The sequence below is a fragment of the Streptomyces sp. NPDC031274 genome, assembly GCF_055570235.1.
Genome location: NZ_JBVIHP010000003.1, coordinates 1 through 17612, shown reverse-complemented (window position 1 = coordinate 17612; position 17612 = coordinate 1). Strand labels below are relative to the sequence as shown.

Sequence of the window (17612 nt, the reverse complement as noted above, 5' to 3'; positions counted from 1 at the left end):
CAACGGAACAGGCAAGCCCAGCGGCCCCGCCGATCATGGAGGCCCCCCGACCGTGTCACTGATCGACAACCTGGCCCGCCTGGAAGCGGTAAGCACCGGCCGTGCTCAGCCGAGAGCGACGGCACGGCACCGGCACCTCTCCCAGCGCCCCCTCGTCCTCGTCCCCCTCATCACCGCGGGGGAGGCAGGCGCCCCGCTCGGCGCGCTCGTCGGGACGGAGCGGACATCGCCCCGCGTGCTCATCGTCCCCCAGCCCCGCGACCGCGACCTCCGCTTCACCTTCCTCGCCCAACTCGCGGACACCGTCCTGGAGTACGTCGACACGTTCGCGGACGACGTCGAAGCGGCGGAACGCAGCGAGAAGGACCCGGAGACCGGCAAGCGCGTCAAGGTGGAGGTCGAACTCTGCGCGGACGCACCGCAGCTGATCGTCCCGAGCCGCGCCGGCATCGACTTCGTACGGCTCATCGGCCGTTCCACCCGCTTCCGCCGCACCGCCGAACAGGACCCGGAAACCCCGTATCCCGCCCCGCCCCGCGTCCCCCTCCTCGGCCGCTGGCTGACCCACTTCGGGGAGCGGGCCCGCGTCCCCGGCTCCTGTCTCCTCGTCGCCATGACCGAACTGCTCTCCCGGCACTGGGCCACCGGCCAGTCAAGCCTCGAGGACCAGCACCTGGGCGCCCTGCTCGCCTGGATCGAGGCCCCGGAAGGCACCTCCGGGGCCGACGCCGCGCTCCGCGCCGAGCTGGCGCGGGACAAGGACGGCCAGTTGCTCTGTCCGCCCGCGGGCCCCGCCACGGACCCGGCGTTCGACAACCGCCTCCTCGCCCCCGCCATCGAGCGCTACGACCGCGCGCGCGGCGCCCTCGCCGCCGCCGAGGACGGCGTCGAGGCGGACACCCGCCTCGCCGAACTCGCCGCGGCCGAGCGGGAGATCCGCTCCCTGATCGAGAGCAGGACCCGCCCCACCTGGGACGCGGTGTGGCGTGGCCTCGACGCGCTCTGCACGCTCCCCGAGGCCCCGCACGCCGCCGACCGCTGGACCCGCGACCGCTGGTCGTTCACCGGCCACCGGGACCGCGTGGCGGCGGGCGAACCCCCGCAGCCCCGCATCGACGACGCGGTGACGGCGGCGAACAAGCTCGCCGCGCGCGAGCGCGAGCAGGCCAGGCTCGACGCCCAGGAAGCACTCGACGACCCCCTGGTGATGGCGGGCCGACGGCTCGCGGGCGAGGCGTTCGCAGGCGAGGTGACCGAGGTGGTCATGGCGTACAGCGAGAGCAAGAGCCCAAGGCCGCGCCCCCTCGTCACGGTCCGCACGGACGACCACCCGCACCTGGCCGAGCGCGCGAAGGTGTACCGCTCGCTACAGGGCAAGCCGCAGACGGCCGAGTTCGTCGCCCACGAGGGTCCGGGCACGGTCGTCCTCCGTGTCACCGACAAGATGGGCCGCGGCAAGGAGCCCGAGCCGGGCTCCGTGCCGGAGAAGGGCGACCGGATCTGCTGGACGCTCTTCGAGCACGAGCAGCGCGGCGGCCCCAAGCTCCCCGAACCCGATGAGACTCCCTGGACCCACGGCGGCCCGCCGGGCGACGCCGCCGAGCCCCCCGACCCCGTGACGCCGGAGGACACCCTGTGAGTCCCACCGCCTCCTTCGACCGTGCCTCGTTCGACCGTGCCTCGTTCGGCCGTGCCTCCTTCGATCCCGGCGCGGCGGCCACCCGCGCCACGGACGCGATCCTGCACGACACGCTGCACGGCGCGCACCGCGGCGTCGTCGTCGACTCGCCGCCCGGCGCGGGCAAGTCGACCCTCGTCGTCCGGGCGGCCCGCGAACTGGCGGCGGCCGGACGCCCGTTGATGGTGATCGCGCAGACGAACGCCCAGGTCGACGACCTGGTCCTGCGGCTCGCCGAGAAGGACCCCGAGCTGCCGGTCGGCCGTCTGCACAGCAGCGACCCGGACGCGTACGACAAGGCCCTCGACGATCTGCCCTTCGTCCGCACGTCCACGAAGGTCGCCGACCTCGCCGGGCTCGACGTCGTCGTGTCGACCGCCGCGAAGTGGGCGCACGTCGAGGTCGCCAAGCTCGACGCTCCCTGGGGGCACGCCATCGTCGACGAGGCGTATCAAATGCGCTCGGACGCGCTGCTCGCCGTCGCCGGGCTCTTCGAGCGGGCCCTGTTCGTGGGCGACCCCGGCCAGCTCGACCCGTTCTCGATCGTGGGCGCCGAGCAGTGGGCGGGCCTCGCGTACGACCCTTCGGCCAGTGCCGTGACGACGCTGCTCGCGCACAACCCCGAACTGCCCCAGCACCGCCTGCCGGTGTCCTGGCGACTCCCGGCGTCGGCGGCTCCGCTGGTCTCCGCCGCGTTCTATCCGTACACGCCCTTCCGCAGCGGCACGGACCACGGCGACAGGACACTCAACTTCGGCGTTCCGTCGGATGGTTCGGGCCCCGACCGGGTGATCGACGAGGCGGCGGAGTCGGGCTGGGGTCTGCTCGAACTGCCCGCGCGGAACACGCCACGGACGGACCCCGAGGCCGTACGCGCGGTGGCCCAGGTCGTCCGCCGTCTCCTGGACCGCGGCGGCGCCGCCACATCGGAGCGCGACCCGGACCCCACTCCCCTGACGGCCGACCGCATCGCCGTCGGCACCGCCCACCGCGACCAGGCGGCGGCGGTGCGCGCGTCCCTCGCGGCGCTCGGCGTCACGGACGTCACGGTGGACACCGCCAACCGGCTCCAGGGCCGCGAGTTCGACGTGACGGTGGTCCTTCACCCGCTCTCCGGCCGCCCGGACGCCACCGCGTTCCACCTGGAGACGGGCCGTCTCTGCGTCCTCGCGTCCCGCCACCGCCACGCCTGCATCGTGGTCTGCCGCGCGGGCGTCAGCGAACTGCTCGACGACCACCCGTCGACGGAACCGGTCCAGCTGGGCGTCACGGTGAAGTTCCCGGACGGCTGGGAAGCGATGATGTCCACGTGGGCGCAGTGGTCCGAACACCGCGTGGCCTGGCGGCCGTAGGCCCGCGATCCCCGAGGCCCCCCGCAGCCCTGGGCACACGGCCCCCTTGCGCAGCAGGGGAGAATGGAAGACGGCCCCCCACGGCCGAGAACCGTACGAGGAGGAAGAACATGGCGGAGCCCGAACGGTCCCGGACCGAGCAGCGTATGCGCCCCGCGCCCCTGCTCTTCGAGCCCGCGGAAGCCGTCGCCGACCCGGAGCACTTCTTCGACCTGGAGTCGATGGAGGACCCGCAGGAGCTCCTGTCCCGGGCCACCGAGCTGACCCACGCCTTCCGGGCCGCGACGGACCGTGCGGTCGAGTTCCAGGCGATCGCGGCCGCGCAGCTCGCCGACCCCCGGCGCTTCGACCGCCTCACGCCCGCCGTGATCGCCGAGCGCGCGCAGTGGACCGAGGACTACGCGAAGAAGATGGTCGAGTTCGGCCGGGATCTGCTGCGCGGGGCCGGTGCGGGCGGCGGCGGTCCGGAAGTCTGAGGGCGGCCGGGAGGGCTGCGGGCGGGCGGGTGGACTGCGGGCGGTCGGGAGGTCGCGGGCACCGGGAAGACGTGCGAAGGGTCCTGCCCGGGAGGAAGCGCGAAGGGCCCTCCAGACACCTGCGGACACCGCGCGGACACCGCCCAGGCCCACCACCCGGCCCCTTCACGGCCCCCTTCGCAGCCCCTTCGCCGACTCCGGAAGATCACGGGGGCATATGCCGCGGAGGGCAAGGTACTCCTCCCCGCTTGCCGTTGTCCTGGTTTCTGACAACTCTCAGAATCGGAACGCTCACCCCCGGTAGATGTATTCGCCATGAGCAGTACACGTCTCCACCCCGGCCCTGCCCCCGCCGGCGTCCAGAACATCTCTGACGTCACCACCGAGGGAGCCGCCTGGCTCGCCTCCGCCGAAACGTATCCGCGCAGCGCCCTCATCCACTGGCGCAGCCGACCCACCGCCCCCGCCGTCCTCCCCTGCGGCTCCGTCTTCGACGTGGTGAGCGTCCCGGCGGTCTTCGGCCGCCGGATGCTCGACTGCCTGTGGGAGGAAGGCCCGGGATCCGGCCCCGTCGCGGCGCACCGCGGCCGCATGCTCCTCTTCGCCGCCCCCGGCACCGCCCAGCGGCTGCCCTCGCTCCTTGAATGGGAGGAGTGGGGCCGCGCCGTGCCCGGCGTCCTCTGCCACGGCACGGGGGACGCGGTGACGGTGCCGCCGATCGCCGTGGATCACCGGGAGACGCTGCCGCCGGGGCGCCTCGAAGGGCACCTCGAATCGCGCTGGCTCGTGGCCCCCGACGCCCGGCATCCCTGGCTTCCGGGGCCCGAGGTGGCGCTCTGGGCCTGTGTCCGCGCGGCCCGTGCGGCGGCCGGTTCCGCGGTCCGGATTTCGATTTTTCCTGGCGGCGATCAGGGTGCTAAGGTCTACGACGTCAGCAGGCGCCGTTAGCTCAGTTGGTTAGAGCAGCTGACTCTTAATCAGCGGGTCCGGGGTTCGAGTCCCTGACGGCGCACAGACAGAAAGAAGCCCCCCGCGCAAGCGGGGGGCTTCTTTCATGCGCGCCCAGAACGCTCCGGAGCGCCCGGCTCAGAACGGTTCAGCCCCGTCTAGACCGGTTCAGCCCGGTTCAGCCCGACTCAGCCCGCCGACACCTTCACCGTCCACGCCCCCGTCGCCGTCCGCCCCTCGACCTCGATGCGTACGTCGTCGCCCGGCACCGTGAAGCTCTCCCCCGTGCCCACCGGCGCGTCCGCGAGCGGCGGATACACCGATTCACCCCAGCACGCGTCCGAGCCCGGGTGGGCGTCGACGACCTCGACCGGGCCGCCTCCGGAGGGCGCCTCGTTGCGTACGCGATAGGCGAGTACCCCCTCCCTGCACGTCGCATGGTCGTTGCCCACCGCGCCGCGCGCCTCGATGGCGATCGCACTGTCGAGGCCGGTGCGGACGACCGCCAGCTTGGTGCCGCCGACGCCCCCGCGCGCGGGCCGTGCCGCCAGCGGCTCCAGGGTCAGCCGCCGCGCCCCGCCCTCCACGCACACCACCTGCCGCTGGTCCAGCCAGCCGAGCTTCCACTTGTGCCAGCCGAAGAGGTCGGGCGCGAGCCCGAACTGGCTGCCCATGACGTCCCAGTCGCCGACGTGCGTGTCCCAGTCGCCCTTGCCGTCCGTCGGCCGGTGATAGAGGTCGGGCAGGTCGAAGACGTGGCCGGTCTCGTGGGCGAGGACGTTGCGGTCCGGCGGATGCCGCTCGAAGACCGTGACGATGCGTTTGATGTCCACGCCGTCGGCCCTCATCGGCCGGTCGAAGTTGACGACCTTCGTGGCGTCGGAGTCGACACCTGGCGCATCCGGGTCGGCGACGAAGTAGACGACGTCGTACCGCGAGAAGTCGACGTGCGGATCGGCCGCGGCCACCGCGTCCCGCAGATAGGCGCTGCGCCGGGCCGGGTTCCAGTCGCGCTGTATGGCGTACGAGGTGGAGTAGTCAGGCATCTCGACCCACTGGCGCTGCGGGTGCGGGCGCAGCGTGAACTTGCCGTAGGAGGCGCGGTCGAAGAACTGGCTGGTGGCGGGGAAGTAGTCGCCGACCAGGTCCGCAGGGGCGCTCCGGGGCGGGGAGTCGGGGAAGGAGAGGAAGACCATGGCCGCGTCCAGGGCCCGGTTCGGGCGCGTGTAGGCGGCGTTCCAGGTGTCCAGGCCCTCCGAGTGATGCGCCGGTGTGCGCTGGAGCGCGCAGGGCACCGCCGAGGTCTGGGCGATCGCGGGGCCCGCGACGAGCCCCGTGGCGGCGAGCGCGGTCAAGGACGTGAGGGCGGCGGCCGTGCTGTGCCACCGGGATCTCTCCCCTCCACGGGTGAGTCCCCAGCGGGGTAGCTGACGCGGCACGTCCACCTCCGGGCAGGGATTACGGAGCATCCCACCCACTTTGTGACGTTTTATTTAAATATGCTCTGTTTGTCTGACCCGATCGGGTGGCCGACGACCCGCCGGGTGTTCACCGAATGTCACAAGTGGTCGCCGAGCAGATTGAGGCGTAAGGGAAGCGGTACGGGGGCGAGCAGAAACGATCTGCCACCGAGTGGGCGCCAAACCCATGCCGGGCATGCGCCTGTCCTATGCCGAACTCGGCCGCCACGCGGTACCGCGCTGTGGCTGGAAGCACCGTCGGACCAGCCCCTATGATCGGCACACCTTCCTGCGCGGGCCCGGCCTCGCCGAACAACTGCACTGAGGGGGCAAGTGGTGAACGGAACGTCTGAAGACCAAGCACCCACAGCTGTCACAGCGGTCGCAGCACCCGAACTCGCCGAGGCGCCCATTACGGAGCGTCGCAATCCGGGGCAGCAACCCGATCACCGAGCCGCGTTCGCTGCCGCCCCTCTCGCCCTCGGCGTCGTGGACGGCGAGGGCCTCGTCATCGACGCCAACGACGCGCTCGCCGAACTGCTCGGAGCGGACCCGGACGATCTCACGGGGCGCCTCGCCGCCGATCTGGTGGACCTCGCGTCGGACACCCGTGTCTGGCACGCGTACCGCGAGGTGCTGCGCGGGCGCCAGGCGAAGCTGCGCTGCACCCGCCGTCTGAAACATCCCGACGGGCACTCGCTGTGGGTCCAGATCACCGTCTCGCCGATGCCCGGCGGTCGTACGGTGCTGCTCGCCGCCACCGACATCAGCGCGCGCCGCGAGCTCCAGGACCGGCTGAGGCATCTGCAGATGCACGACCCGGTGACCCGCCTTGCCAACCGCAGCCTGTTCTTCGAACGCCTTGCCGCCGCGCTCGAAGCGGGTGCGTACGACGACACGGGAACCGGCCGTGTCGGCCTCTGCTATCTGGACCTCGACGGGTTCAAGGCGGTCAACGACACCCTCGGCCACCGGGTCGGCGACCGGCTGCTCGCTGCCGTCGCGGAGCGGCTCACGCGGTGCGCCGACGAGGCCGCCCACGGCCAAGCGGCGGCGCCCCTGGTGGCGCGGCTCGGCGGTGACGAGTTCGCGCTCCTCGTGGAGGACTCGACGGGCACGGACCAGCTGGCCGACCTCGCCGACGCGGCGCTCAAGGCGCTGCAGGACCCCTTCGACCTGTCGGGCCAGCGGCTCTCCGTGTCGGCGTCGATCGGCGTCGTGGAGCGGCGCGCCGCCGGGACCACGACGACATGTCTCATGCAGGCCGCCGACACGACGCTCTACTGGGCGAAGTCGGACGGCAAGGCCCGCTGGACCCTCTTCGACCCCGAGCGCAACGCCCACCGCATGACACGGCAGACACTGTCGAGTTCACTGCGTCCGGCCGTCGACCGGGGTGAATTCGTCCTCGACTACCAGCCGTTGGTGCGCCTGGAGGACGGCGGCGTGCGCGGGGTCGAGGCGCTGGTGCGGTGGCAGCATCCGCAGTTCGGGCTCCTGACGCCGAATCGGTTCATCGGCCTTGCCGAGGAGGACGGTTCGATCGTGCAGCTGGGCCGCTGGGTCCTGCGGACGGCGTGCCGCCAGGCCCGGCAGTGGCAGCTGGACCACCCGGAGCGGCCGCCGGTGTTCATGAGCGTCAACGTCGCGGTGCGGCAGGTGTGGGACTCGGACCTGGTCACCGATGTCGCGGAGATCCTCGCCGAGACGGGCCTCGCCCCCGAGCTGCTCCAGCTCGAACTCACCGAGTCGGCGGTGATGGGCTCGGCGGGCCGCCCGCTGCAAGCCCTTCAGTCGCTCAGTGACATGGGGGTGCGGATCGCCATCGACGACTTCGGCACGGGGTACTCGAACCTGGCGTACCTGAGCCGGCTTCCGGTGTCCGTCCTGAAGCTGGACGGCTCGTTCGTACGAGGGTTCCAGTACGACGCGGAGGCGGGCGAGGCGCACATCAACCCCGCCGACGAGGTCATCGTCGAGGCCTTGGTCCAGCTCGCGCACCGCCTCGGGCTCACGGTCACCGCGGAGTGCGTGGAGACCACGTCGCAGGCGGCGCGGCTGCGGCGGATCGGGTGCGACACCGGGCAGGGGTGGCTGTACTCCCGCCCGGTGGCGCCGGATCGTATCTCCGCGCTGCTCGGCGCCGGTGCCGGTTGAGGGCTACGCGTGGCAGCTGGGCGTGACGGCTACGCGCCGGGCAGTCCGTACGCGTCCGCGATCAACTCGTACGAACGCAGCCGCGCTTCGCCGCTGTGCGCGTTGGCCGTGATCATCAGCTCGTCGGCCCCGGTGCGCTTGGCGAGGTCGTCGAGGCCGGTGCGGACCTGGTCGGCGGTGCCGTAGATGACGTTGGAGTTCCAGCTGTTGACGAACTCCCGCTCCATCTCGCTGAATTCGTACGCCTGAGCCTCCTCGGGAGTCGGGACGAGCCCCGGCTTCCCGGTCCTGAGGCGGACCATGTTCAGGGCGGCGGCCAGCACCTGACGCCGGGCCTCGCCCTCCTCGTCGGTCGCGAGCGCCGATACGCCGATGAGGGCGTACGGCTCGTCGAGGACCGCGGACGGCTTGAACGACTCCCGGTAGAGGTCGAGCGCCGGGATCGTGTTCTGCGCGGAGAAGTGGTGCGCGAAGGCGAAGGGCAGGCCGAGGACTCCGGCCAGACGGGCGCTGAAGCCGGACGAGCCGAGCAGCCACAGGGGCGGGCGGTGCGGGGACTGGACGCCGCCGGGCGAGGTGGCCTGGACCGGGCCCGGGACGGCGTGGATACGGCCGTACGGGTGTCCGTCGGGGAAGTCGTCGTCCAGGAACCGGGTCAGCTCGACGAGCTGCTGCGGGAAGTCGTCGGCGCCTTCATTGAGGCGATCGGTCCTGCGCAGGGCGGCGGCGGTCGCGCCGTCCGTGCCCGGGGCGCGGCCCAGGCCCAGGTCGACGCGGCCCGGGGCCATCGCCTCCAGGGTGCCGAACTGCTCCGCGATGACGAGGGGGGCGTGGTTGGGCAGCATGACGCCGCCCGAGCCCAGGCGGATGCGGTCCGTGTGGGCGGCCAGGTGGGCGAGGATGACCGCCGGGGAGGACGAGGCCACGCCCGGCATGGAGTGGTGCTCGGCCACCCAGTAGCGGTGGTATCCGCGGCCCTCGGCCAGCTTGGCGATCTCCACGCTCTTGCGCAGGGCGTCGGTGGCTGTCCGGCCCGCTCCCACGGTCACCAGGTCCAGTACGGAGAGCGGGACCGGCGCGGTGCCGTGCCGGTCGCCGCGGATGTCGTCGCTCGGGTCCACTGTCACGGGGCCTGCCTCCTGCTGCGCGTGCTTTTGCGAGTTTCTTGCTTCGCAGGCGGCAACAGGAGGGTGGCTCCGTTTTATTCCCGGGGGACGAGGGCGTTCCGTTCCGCGGGCGGGCGCCTGGCTACTCCCTGACCTGCACCACCGGCTCCTTCGTGAACAGTGCGCCCAGTGTCGGCGCGTTCACCCTGCGCGCGGACAGGCGCAGGGCCTCCCAGACCGTCACCTGGTTCGCCGTCAGGACCGGTTTGCCGAGGTCCTCCTCCAGCGCCTGGACGTACGCCGCCGTGTGCAGTGCCGTGTCGGGGAGCAGGACGGCGTCGGCGTCCGGATGGTCGCCCGCGCGGGCCATGGCCCTGACCTCCTCCCAGCCCCACGTGCCCACCTCCGCCGCCGTGATGATGCCGCTCCCCCGCGTCGAGACGACCTCCGCGCCCGACGCCTTCAGGAACGAGGCGAAGAGCGCCGCCACGTCCTCCGGATAGGTCGCGGCGACCGCGACCCGGCCCGCGCCGACCTCACGCACCGCATGGGCGAACGCGAAGGACGTGCTGGACGCCGGCAGGCCCGCCGCCCTGGCCAGGGCGCGGACCTGGTCGTGCGCGCCCTCCCAGCCGAAGACGAAGCTCGCGCTGGTGCAGGCCCACACCACCGCCTCCGCGCCGGCCATGCGCAGCTCCTCGACCCCGGCGGCGAGCCGTGCCGTCGACCCCATCTCCAGGAGCGCGTCGACCCGGTGCGCGTCCTCGCCGATGTCGGTGTGGACAACCTGCAGCCGGACATCGCTCCCCAGCATCTGCTCCATACGGGGGTAGTCGTCCTCAGCCGAGTGACCCGGATAGAGGAATCCAAGTGCCGTCACTTCCAGCCTCCTTCAAGGCAGCGGTGGTGGTCCTTCGGGCAGCCCCTGGGGCGGATCGATCGGTACCACGCCGGGCAGCTCGCCCGGCCCGGCGACCGGGCCCGCGCCCGGCCTGGCACTCGGATTGATCAGCGCCTGGTACGGCCCTACGGCATGGGTACCCAGACGGCGCAGGGCAGACCACATCGTGACCTGGTTCGCCGAGATCACCGGCATCCGCAGCTCGGCCTCCAGCTGCGGAATGACGTCGTACGTCGCGAGGTTGGTGCAGCTGATGAAGAGCGCGTCGGCGCCGCCGAGCACCGCCCTGCGCGCCATCTCGGCCACGTCCTTGTAGGGCACCTTCCAGATGTGCCGGGTCAGGCCCAGATAGGCGCGCCCGGTCACGGACACACCCGATTCGGCCAGGTAGTGCTCCAGGGACTGGGTCACCGACCAGGTGTAGGGCGTGACGAGCGCGATGCGCCGCGCGCCCAGATCGTCGAGCGCCTCAAGGAGCGCGCCCGATGTGGTGACGGCCGAGACCGCGCCTTCGCGGTGCATGGCCTCGCACATCGCGCGCTCGCCCGCGATGCCGCCGACGAAGCTGCCCGACGTGCAGGCATAGGCGAGGACTTCGGGTTCGGCGGCGCTCAGAGCACGCACCGCCTCGCCGAGGGTTTCGTGTTCGCTGACGAGTCGTGCCAGGTCGAGGCTCACCTCGACGGGAACGTACGGGGTGCGTGTCAGGTGGAGGGAGACCTCGTCCGGCACCCAGCGCCAGAGCTCCCGGTCGAGTGCGAAGTCGAAGGGTGCGACGACACCTACACCGCGTTGAGGGTGTGGTCCGCCGAGGAAGGAGACGTCCATGAGCAGGCCCCAAGTTCGTGCGTGCGTGCATTTGAGGGACCGGCCGGGGGCCGGGAGATGCGGAACCGGCGACGCGCCGGGACGTCGGGATGGGGCAAAAGGCGCGAAGAAAGCGCTACAGAGTGTGCTACGACCTCGCACGGAGCGTACTCAGTCGTGGGGTGCTTGTGGTAGAGCACCTCTGTTGACGAAGGTAGTTTCAGGTGCGAGCGTGGTCAATCCGCGCATCTCAGACGGCTCTGGCCGACACAAAACTCAGGGAAGCGGACTCTCATTGCGAAACGGTTTCTCCCCGATGTCCGAATCGACCTCTGATCCGATGTCCGATACAACCGTTCTGGTCCTTGACGCCCCGTCCCCGGCCCCGCCGCCCCGTCTCGGCAGCCTCACGGGACGCGCCCGGATCCTGCACGCGGACGCGGACAGCCTGGCGGACCAACTCCCCCACGCCGATGTGCTGTTGGTGTGGAACTTCCTCTCGGACGCGGTGCGTCAGGCCTGGCCGGGCGAGGGGCCGCGGCCCCGCTGGGTGCACACCGCGAGCGCGGGCGTGGACCGCCTGATGTGCCCCGAACTCGCCGAGTCCGACACGCTGGTCACCAACGCCCGCGGGGTCTTCGACCAGCCCATCGCCGAGTACGTGGCCGCTCTCGTCCTGGCCATGGCCAAGGATCTGCCGCGCACCCTCGAACTCCAGGAAGAGCGCACCTGGCAGCACCGCGAGACCCAGCGAATTGCCCGCACGCGCGCGTGTGTCGTGGGCTCGGGCCCGATCGGACACGCCATCGTCCGCATGCTGAAGGGGCTCGGGATCATCACCGCCCTCGTGGGCCGCAGCGCTCGCAGCGGCGTCCACGGCCCCGACGAACTCGATCGGCTCATGGCGCGGGCCGACTGGGTGATCTGCGCGGCGCCGCTCACGGACGACACGCGCGGCATGTTCGACGAGCGGCGCTTCGGCATGATGCAGCCGTCGGCGCGCTTCATCAACATCGGGCGCGGCGCGCTCGTCGTGGAGGACGATCTCGCGGCCGCCCTGTCGAAGCGTTGGATCGCGGGGGCGGCGCTCGACGTCTTCGAGCGCGAGCCCCTGCCGGACGACAGCCCGCTGTGGACGGCGCCGGGTCTCCTTGTGTCCCCGCACATGAGCGGCGACGTGGTCGGCTGGCGCGATGAACTGGGCTCGCAGTTCGTCGAGTTGTACGAGGAGTGGGCGGCCGGACGGCCCCTGTCCAACGTGGTCGACAAGAAACGTGGGTATGTACCGGGGAATTGATCATTCCCCGGACATGCGGGCACCGGTGCGGGCACAGATGCGAGCACTGATACGGGCGCCGATCGCACCGATGCGGGCACTGATCATTTCCGAGCCACTTCCCTCCCCCTGAGGAGCGTGCATGACCGAGCTCACGGATCTCACCGCGGTACAACTCGTCGATGCCTTTTCCAAAGGCGAATTCAGTCCGGTGGACGCGACACGGGCCGCTCTGCGCAGGGCGCGGGACGTGCAGCCGACGGTGAACGCGTTCGTGCGCATCGACTCCGACGAAGCGCTCGCCCAGGCCGAGGCGAGTACGGAGCGGTGGCGGCGCGGTGAGCCGCGGGGGCTCGTGGACGGGGTGCCGGTCTCGGTCAAGGACATCCTGCTCCAGCGCGGCGGGCCGACGCTGCGGGGCTCGAAGACCGTGAGTGCGGCGGGGGCCTGGGACGAGGACGCGCCGTCGGTGGCGCGGCTGCGCGAGCACGGCGCGGTGTTCATCGGCAAGACGACGACGCCCGAGTTCGGCTGGAAGGGCGTCACGGACAGCCCGCAGAGCGGGATCACGCGCAATCCGTACGACCCCTCGCGCACCGCGGGCGGTTCCAGCGGCGGCGGTGCGGCCGCCGTGGCCCTCGGCGCGGCGCCGGTCTCGCTCGGCACGGACGGTGGCGGCTCGGTGCGGATCCCGGGCTCCTTCTGCGGCATCTTCGCGCTGAAGCCGACGTACGGAAGGGTGCCGCTGTATCCCGCGTCCGCGTTCGGCACGCTGGCGCACGTCGGCCCGATGACGCGGGACGCGGCGGACGCGGCGCTCCTGATGGATGTCATCAGCGGCCCGGACTGGCGCGACTGGTCACAGCTGGGGCCGGTGGAGGGCAGCTTCCGCGCGGGTATCGAAGGAGGCGTACGCGGTCTGCGCATCGCCTATTCGCCCTCGCTCGGCAACCAGGTGGCGGTGCGGCCCGCGGTCGCCGCCGCGGTGCGGCAGGCGGTGGAGTCCCTCGCGGCGCAGGGTGCATACGTCGAGGAGGCCGACCCGGACTTCACGGACCCGGTGGAGGCCTTCCACACCCTGTGGTTCAGCGGCGCGGCGCGGGTGGTCCAGCACCTGCCGCCCGAGCGGCGGAAGCTGCTCGACGCGGGGTTGCAGGAGATCTGTGCGCAGGGCGCCCGGGCCAGTGCGCTCGACTACCTCGCCGCGGTTGACGTACGCATGGAGCTCGGCCGTCGCATGGGCCGCTTCCATGAGACGTACGACCTCCTCATCACTCCGACGTTGCCGATCACCGCTTTCGAGGCGGGGGCGGAGGTTCCGAAGGGTTCAGGCCATCGTCGGTGGACGGGATGGACCCCGTTCACGTACCCCTTCAACATGACGCAGCAGCCGGCCGCGACCGTTCCCTGCGGGGTGGACCGCGACGGGCTGCCCATCGGGGTGCAGATCGTGGCGGCGCGGCACGCCGACGCGCTCGTCCTGCGGGCCGCGCACGCGCTGTACGAAGCGGGCGGCGCGCAGATCGCGCCGCCCGCTGTTGGCTGACTACCACCCGACTGCCGCCCGTCCGCCGCCCGTCTGCCGACTGACGCCGCGGACGGGATCTACGCTCTGCGGAAGTTCAGCGTCTCGCCCTGCGCGCCGCCGCGCCACAGGTCGTTGCAGGCCTCGGCCATCCGGTCGAGGCCGTCGACGACCTGCCCCCAGACGATGCCGGGAACCCAGCCCACGTCCCCGTTGAGCAGCAGGTTGTTGCGCTCGTAGAAGAGGGCGAGGTCCACGACCGTGGCGCCCGCACGCACGTCCGCGGCCGGTTCGTACCCGTAGGACTGCGTGCCCAACTGTGTCCCGTTGAAGGAGAAATAGCAGAGGTCGCCGGGAATGGGGGTGACTGTCGGATTCTCCAAGGGCGGCTCGCGGTCCGCGAAAGCCGGAAAGAGGGCGTAGATCTCATTGCGGGCGTACTTCGCGTGATAGACGTCCTCGCTGAGCGGAAGCGCCTCCCACACTGCCGCGCAGGTCACAGGGGCCCGGTCGTCGAGCAGCTTTGCCGTGCACTGAACTCCCCGCTTGGCGAGGGAGACTTCGATGAATCGGTCTGCCATGTGTCCCATGCTCCTCCCTGGGTCAAGACCACAACGATTGCATCAGGGGCCGAAATTGGCCCGCATATTTTGCTTCGAGTCGGGTAGCCGCGCGCCCATGGCTCCACCACATGAGAACAACGAGAGATCCACAGGCAGCAGGCTTCGCCGCCGCTCCCTGCTCGCAGGAGCAGCGGCGCTCGGAGCTATGGGGGCTGCGGGGTGCGTCAAGGTTCCGGAGGAGGGGAAGGTTGAGGGCGGGGATCTGCTGAGTCGGCTCCGCGATGCGGGGACCGTGCGGATCGGCGTCGCGGGAGAACTCCCGTTCGGCTACATCGACAAGCAGGGCGAGGTGACCGGCGAGGCGCCGGAGATCGCCAAGGTGATCTTCCCGAGGCTCGGTGTGCCGCATGTGACGGCCGTACCGACCGAGTTCGGCGCGCTCATCCCGGGGCTCACCCAGGCGCAGCAGTTCGATGTCGTGTCCGCGGGCATGTACATCAACCCGGCCCGCTGCGCGCGGGTCCTGTTCTCCGACCCCGACTACCTGATGCTCGACGCCTTCATCGTGAAGAAGGGCAACCCGCACGGGATCAAGCGGTACGAGGACATCGTCAAGAAGAAGCTCAAACTGGCCAGCGGCACCGCGTACGCGGAGATCGCCTACGCGGAGGCGGCGGGAGTGAAGAACATCCTCATCCTGCCGGACCCGGTGGCGGGCCTCGCCGCGGTGGAGCAGGGCCGGGTCGACGCCTTCGCGGGCACCGCCATCACCACCCGTGACGTGGTGAAGGGCAGCAAGCGCGCCGAGGTGACCGAGGCCTTCCAGCCGAAGGTGGACGGCAAGCCCGCGTACGGCGCGGGCGGTTTCGCCTTCCGGCTCTCCGAGAAGAAGTTGCGCGACGCCTTCAACAAAGAGCTCCACAAGATGAAGAAGAGCGGCGAACTGCTGCGGGTCGTCGGCAAGTTCGGCTTCACCAAGGACGAGATGACCGATCTGACGCTCGACGATCTGTGCCCGCCGGTGAAGGGAGCCTCCTGATGATGACGGCGGACTTCATCTGGGCGTGGTTCCTGCCCGGTCTGTGGATCACCGTGCAGATCACGGTCTACAGCGCGGCCCTGGCCTTCGTGATCGCCTTCCCGATCGGCGTTCTGCGTACGTCGCCGCTCTGGATCGTGCGTTTCCTGGCCGGGATCTACTTCGAGATCTTCCGCGGCACGTCGGCCCTGGTCTTCATGTTCTGGATGGCCTTCACGGTGCCGATGCTGTTCGGCTTCAGCTTCATGCCGATGGCCGCCGGTGTGCTGGCCCTCGGGATGACGTACGGGGCGTACGGCTCGGAGATCGTGCGCGGCGCTCTTGCCGCCGTACCGGTGGCTCAGCGCGAGGCGGGGGTTGCGCTGAACTTCACCAAGGGGCAGCGCCTGCGCAAGATCGAGATTCCGCAGGCCTGGCCGGAGATGCTTCCTCCGTTCAACAACCTGCTGATCGAGCTGCTCAAGGGCACCTCTCTGGTCTCGCTCATCGCGGTGGCCGACATGACCTTCGCGGGCAACCTGTGGCGGCTCGTCACCGCCGAGAGCGCCCCGGTCTACACGGTGCTCCTGGTGGTCTACTTCGTGCTCGCCTTCCTCCTGACGCGAGGGATGCGGCTCCTTGAGCGGCACGCGAAGTCGAAGGTCGGCCAGGCGCCCGAGAAGCTCGGCCTCTTCAGCGGGCTGCGCTCCAAGTCGTCGATCGACGACCTGTCCGTCACCGGGGGTGCCAAGTGAGCTGGGACTGGTCCAACGTCGAAGACTTCATGCCGAAGTTCTGGGACGGGGTGCTCGTCACCCTCCAGGCTCTTGGCTGGGGCACCCTGATCGCGTTCTCCCTCGGTCTGCTCTGGGCGATCGCACAACGTTCCGAGCAGGCATGGATCCGCTGGCCGGTGACGGCCGTCACCGAATTCATCAGGAACACTCCGCTGCTGGTGCAGCTGTTCTTCCTGTTCACCGTCGTCCCCGAGTTCGGCCCCACGATGTCGCCGCTCACCACGGGCATCGTCGGTCTCGGCCTGCACTACTCGACGTACACCGCCGAGGTCTACCGAGCGGGCATCGAAGGCGTTCCCGTCGGCCAGTGGGAGGCGGCCACGGCGCTCAGCCTGCCCAAGCGCCGCACCTGGACCGCGATCATCCTGCCGCAGGCCATCCGCCGCGTGATCCCCGCCCTCGGCAACTACGTGGTGTCCATGCTCAAGGACTCCCCGCAGATCGCCGCCATCGGCGCCCTGGACATGCTGGGCGAGGCCAAGGGATTCACCCAGGCGACCTTCACCTACGAGGCCATCAGCATCGTCGGTATCGCCTTCATCGTCATTGCCTACCCGGCTTCCGTCCTTCTGCGAGTCCTGGAGCGTCGCCTTGTCCGCTGACAGCAGCACCACGAACGAAACCGTCAATCCCACGGTGGACGGCAGCGAGCTGATCCGCTTCGACAAGGTCACCAAGCGCTTCGGCAGTCATGTCGTCCTGGACGAACTCGACTTCTCCGTCGCGTCGGGCAAGCACGTCACGCTGATCGGCCCTTCCGGATCCGGCAAGACGACGATCCTGCGGCTCCTGATGACCTTGATGAAGCCCGAAGAGGGCACGATCAAGGTCGGCGGCGAGTACCTCACGCACGAGAGCAAGAACGGCAAGCTCGTGCCGGCGAGCGAGAAGTACATCCGCGAGGTCCGCAAGAACATCGGGATGGTCTTCCAGCAGTTCAACCTCTTCCCGAACATGAAGGTCCTGCGCAACATCACGGAGGCGCCGGTCCAGGTGCTCGGCCTCTCCAAGGACGAGGCGGAGCAGCGCGCCCGCGAGCTGCTCGACCTGGTCGGGCTGACCGAGCACATCGACAAGTACCCGAGTCAGCTCTCGGGCGGCCAGCAGCAGCGCGTCGCGATCGCGCGCGCCCTCGCGATGCGCCCGCAGGTGCTGCTCCTGGACGAGGTCACATCCGCGCTGGACCCCGAGCTGGTGGCAGGCGTCCTCGACGTCCTCAGAGACATCGCACACACCACGGACATCACGATGCTCTGTGTGACCCACGAGATGAACTTCGCCCGGGACATCTCGGACCAGGTCCTGATGTTCGACTCGGGCCGGGTCATCGAATCCGGGACACCGGAGAAGATCTTCACGGAGCCGGAGCACGAGCGGACCCGGGAATTCCTCTCCGCGGTGCTGTAAGCCGCGAGGGAGATCAGATCGAGGCGGGGGGGGGGGGGGGGGGGGCTTCCCCCCCCCCCCCCCCCCCCCCACCCGTTCCTTCCCCAAACCCCCCACCAGAAAGAGGTTTTTTCCCCCCCCCACCCCCGGGGCCAGCCCCAG

At 70.5% G+C, this 17612-nt stretch carries 17 protein-coding genes and 1 tRNA gene; 13 read left to right on the top strand and 5 right to left on the bottom strand.

What is annotated here, in order from left to right; translation table 11 throughout:
* Positions 1 to 52: 52 nt before the first annotated feature.
* From ACZ5CR_RS05710 to ACZ5CR_RS05690, 5 genes are all read left to right on the top strand, one after another.
* Positions 53 to 1639: a hypothetical protein gene (locus ACZ5CR_RS05710; RefSeq protein WP_468854769.1), complete on the top strand. Its 1587-nt coding sequence runs from the start codon at positions 53 to 55 to the stop codon at positions 1637 to 1639.
* The gene (locus ACZ5CR_RS05705) at positions 1636 to 3030 is read left to right on the top strand and encodes an AAA domain-containing protein (protein ID WP_468853938.1); all 1395 of its coding nucleotides are present in this window, start codon (positions 1636 to 1638) and stop codon (positions 3028 to 3030) included. Before ACZ5CR_RS05710 ends, ACZ5CR_RS05705 begins: the two co-directional genes overlap by 4 nt.
* 110 nt (positions 3031 to 3140) lie before the next feature.
* A complete protein-coding gene (locus tag ACZ5CR_RS05700) occupies positions 3141 to 3506 on the top strand; it encodes a hypothetical protein (RefSeq protein WP_468853936.1) in 366 nt (121 codons plus the stop codon).
* A gap of 315 nt (positions 3507 to 3821) precedes the next feature.
* Complete coding sequence (locus ACZ5CR_RS05695) at positions 3822 to 4454, top strand: bifunctional DNA primase/polymerase (RefSeq protein WP_468853935.1); 633 nt, start codon at positions 3822 to 3824, stop codon at positions 4452 to 4454.
* Positions 4445 to 4518 (top strand) — tRNA-Lys (locus ACZ5CR_RS05690). Before ACZ5CR_RS05695 ends, ACZ5CR_RS05690 begins: the two co-directional genes overlap by 10 nt.
* A gap of 124 nt (positions 4519 to 4642) precedes the next feature.
* On the opposite strand, the gene ACZ5CR_RS05685 is transcribed toward ACZ5CR_RS05690, so the two are convergent.
* A complete protein-coding gene (locus ACZ5CR_RS05685) occupies positions 4643 to 5923 on the bottom strand; it encodes a M6 family metalloprotease domain-containing protein (protein ID WP_468853933.1) in 1281 nt (426 codons plus the stop codon).
* A gap of 187 nt (positions 5924 to 6110) precedes the next feature.
* Here ACZ5CR_RS05685 and ACZ5CR_RS05680 point away from each other — a divergent pair, with 187 nt between their 5' ends.
* Both ACZ5CR_RS05680 and ACZ5CR_RS05675 read left to right on the top strand, forming a co-directional pair.
* Entirely contained in the window at positions 6111 to 6239 is a 129-nt protein-coding gene (locus ACZ5CR_RS05680) for a hypothetical protein (protein ID WP_468853931.1), read from the top strand.
* A gap of 11 nt (positions 6240 to 6250) precedes the next feature.
* A complete protein-coding gene (locus tag ACZ5CR_RS05675) occupies positions 6251 to 8071 on the top strand; it encodes a putative bifunctional diguanylate cyclase/phosphodiesterase (RefSeq protein ID WP_468853930.1) in 1821 nt (606 codons plus the stop codon).
* A gap of 29 nt (positions 8072 to 8100) precedes the next feature.
* Here ACZ5CR_RS05675 and ACZ5CR_RS05670 read toward each other — a convergent pair whose 3' ends face one another.
* The 3 genes from ACZ5CR_RS05670 to ACZ5CR_RS05660 all read right to left on the bottom strand — a co-directional run bounded on the left by ACZ5CR_RS05670 (position 8101) and on the right by ACZ5CR_RS05660 (position 10906).
* The gene (locus ACZ5CR_RS05670; RefSeq protein WP_468853929.1) at positions 8101 to 9198 is read right to left on the bottom strand and encodes an LLM class flavin-dependent oxidoreductase; all 1098 of its coding nucleotides are present in this window, start codon (positions 9196 to 9198) and stop codon (positions 8101 to 8103) included.
* A 121-nt stretch (positions 9199 to 9319) separates the two neighbouring features.
* A complete protein-coding gene (locus ACZ5CR_RS05665) occupies positions 9320 to 10057 on the bottom strand; it encodes a maleate cis-trans isomerase family protein (RefSeq protein WP_468853928.1) in 738 nt (245 codons plus the stop codon).
* 12 nt (positions 10058 to 10069) lie between these two features.
* On the bottom strand, positions 10070 to 10906 hold the full coding sequence (locus ACZ5CR_RS05660) for a maleate cis-trans isomerase family protein (protein WP_468853927.1): 837 nt from the start codon (positions 10904 to 10906) through the stop codon (positions 10070 to 10072).
* A gap of 319 nt (positions 10907 to 11225) precedes the next feature.
* On the opposite strand from ACZ5CR_RS05660, the gene ACZ5CR_RS05655 reads away from it, so the two are divergent.
* Both ACZ5CR_RS05655 and ACZ5CR_RS05650 read left to right on the top strand, forming a co-directional pair.
* A complete protein-coding gene (locus ACZ5CR_RS05655) occupies positions 11226 to 12182 on the top strand; it encodes a D-2-hydroxyacid dehydrogenase (protein WP_468853925.1) in 957 nt (318 codons plus the stop codon).
* A 121-nt stretch (positions 12183 to 12303) separates the two neighbouring features.
* Complete coding sequence (locus tag ACZ5CR_RS05650) at positions 12304 to 13707, top strand: amidase (protein WP_468853924.1); 1404 nt, start codon at positions 12304 to 12306, stop codon at positions 13705 to 13707.
* Between the two features lie 59 nt (positions 13708 to 13766).
* On the opposite strand, the gene ACZ5CR_RS05645 is transcribed toward ACZ5CR_RS05650, so the two are convergent.
* On the bottom strand, positions 13767 to 14267 hold the full coding sequence (locus ACZ5CR_RS05645; RefSeq protein WP_468853922.1) for a DUF3830 family protein: 501 nt from the start codon (positions 14265 to 14267) through the stop codon (positions 13767 to 13769).
* Positions 14268 to 14364: 97 nt separating this feature from the next.
* On the opposite strand from ACZ5CR_RS05645, the gene ehuB reads away from it, so the two are divergent.
* From ehuB to ehuA, 4 genes are read left to right on the top strand one after another with little or no spacing between them, the layout of a single operon-like run.
* Entirely contained in the window at positions 14365 to 15288 is a 924-nt protein-coding gene (gene ehuB, locus ACZ5CR_RS05640) for an ectoine/hydroxyectoine ABC transporter substrate-binding protein EhuB (protein ID WP_468853921.1), read from the top strand.
* The gene (gene ehuC, locus ACZ5CR_RS05635) at positions 15288 to 16022 is read left to right on the top strand and encodes an ectoine/hydroxyectoine ABC transporter permease subunit EhuC (protein WP_389908205.1); all 735 of its coding nucleotides are present in this window, start codon (positions 15288 to 15290) and stop codon (positions 16020 to 16022) included. The genes ehuB and ehuC overlap by 1 nt, the downstream gene beginning before the upstream one ends.
* The gene (gene ehuD, locus ACZ5CR_RS05630; protein ID WP_468853919.1) at positions 16019 to 16666 is read left to right on the top strand and encodes an ectoine/hydroxyectoine ABC transporter permease subunit EhuD; all 648 of its coding nucleotides are present in this window, start codon (positions 16019 to 16021) and stop codon (positions 16664 to 16666) included. The genes ehuC and ehuD overlap by 4 nt, the downstream gene beginning before the upstream one ends.
* 34 nt (positions 16667 to 16700) lie before the next feature.
* The gene (gene ehuA / locus ACZ5CR_RS05625; RefSeq protein ID WP_468854767.1) at positions 16701 to 17471 is read left to right on the top strand and encodes an ectoine/hydroxyectoine ABC transporter ATP-binding protein EhuA; all 771 of its coding nucleotides are present in this window, start codon (positions 16701 to 16703) and stop codon (positions 17469 to 17471) included.
* Positions 17472 to 17612: the final 141 nt, after the last annotated feature.

What these genes read in the sequence shown, in the direction of transcription:
- ACZ5CR_RS05700 (WP_468853936.1), top strand. Translation starts at nt 3,141, where the DNA reads ATGGCGGAGCCCGAACGGTCCCGGACCGAGCAGCGTATGCGCCCCGCG.
- ehuC (WP_389908205.1), top strand. Translation starts at nt 15,288, where the DNA reads ATGATGACGGCGGACTTCATCTGGGCGTGGTTCCTGCCCGGTCTGTGG.
- ACZ5CR_RS05680 (WP_468853931.1), top strand. Translation starts at nt 6,111, where the DNA reads ATGCGCCTGTCCTATGCCGAACTCGGCCGCCACGCGGTACCGCGCTGT.
- ACZ5CR_RS05685 (WP_468853933.1), bottom strand. Translation starts at nt 5,923, where the DNA reads ATGCTCCGTAATCCCTGCCCGGAGGTGGACGTGCCGCGTCAGCTACCC.
- ACZ5CR_RS05695 (WP_468853935.1), top strand. Translation starts at nt 3,822, where the DNA reads ATGAGCAGTACACGTCTCCACCCCGGCCCTGCCCCCGCCGGCGTCCAG.
- ACZ5CR_RS05660 (WP_468853927.1), bottom strand. Translation starts at nt 10,906, where the DNA reads ATGGACGTCTCCTTCCTCGGCGGACCACACCCTCAACGCGGTGTAGGT.
- ACZ5CR_RS05650 (WP_468853924.1), top strand. Translation starts at nt 12,304, where the DNA reads ATGACCGAGCTCACGGATCTCACCGCGGTACAACTCGTCGATGCCTTT.
- ACZ5CR_RS05645 (WP_468853922.1), bottom strand. Translation starts at nt 14,267, where the DNA reads ATGGCAGACCGATTCATCGAAGTCTCCCTCGCCAAGCGGGGAGTTCAG.
- ehuB (WP_468853921.1), top strand. Translation starts at nt 14,365, where the DNA reads ATGGCTCCACCACATGAGAACAACGAGAGATCCACAGGCAGCAGGCTT.
- ACZ5CR_RS05655 (WP_468853925.1), top strand. Translation starts at nt 11,226, where the DNA reads ATGTCCGATACAACCGTTCTGGTCCTTGACGCCCCGTCCCCGGCCCCG.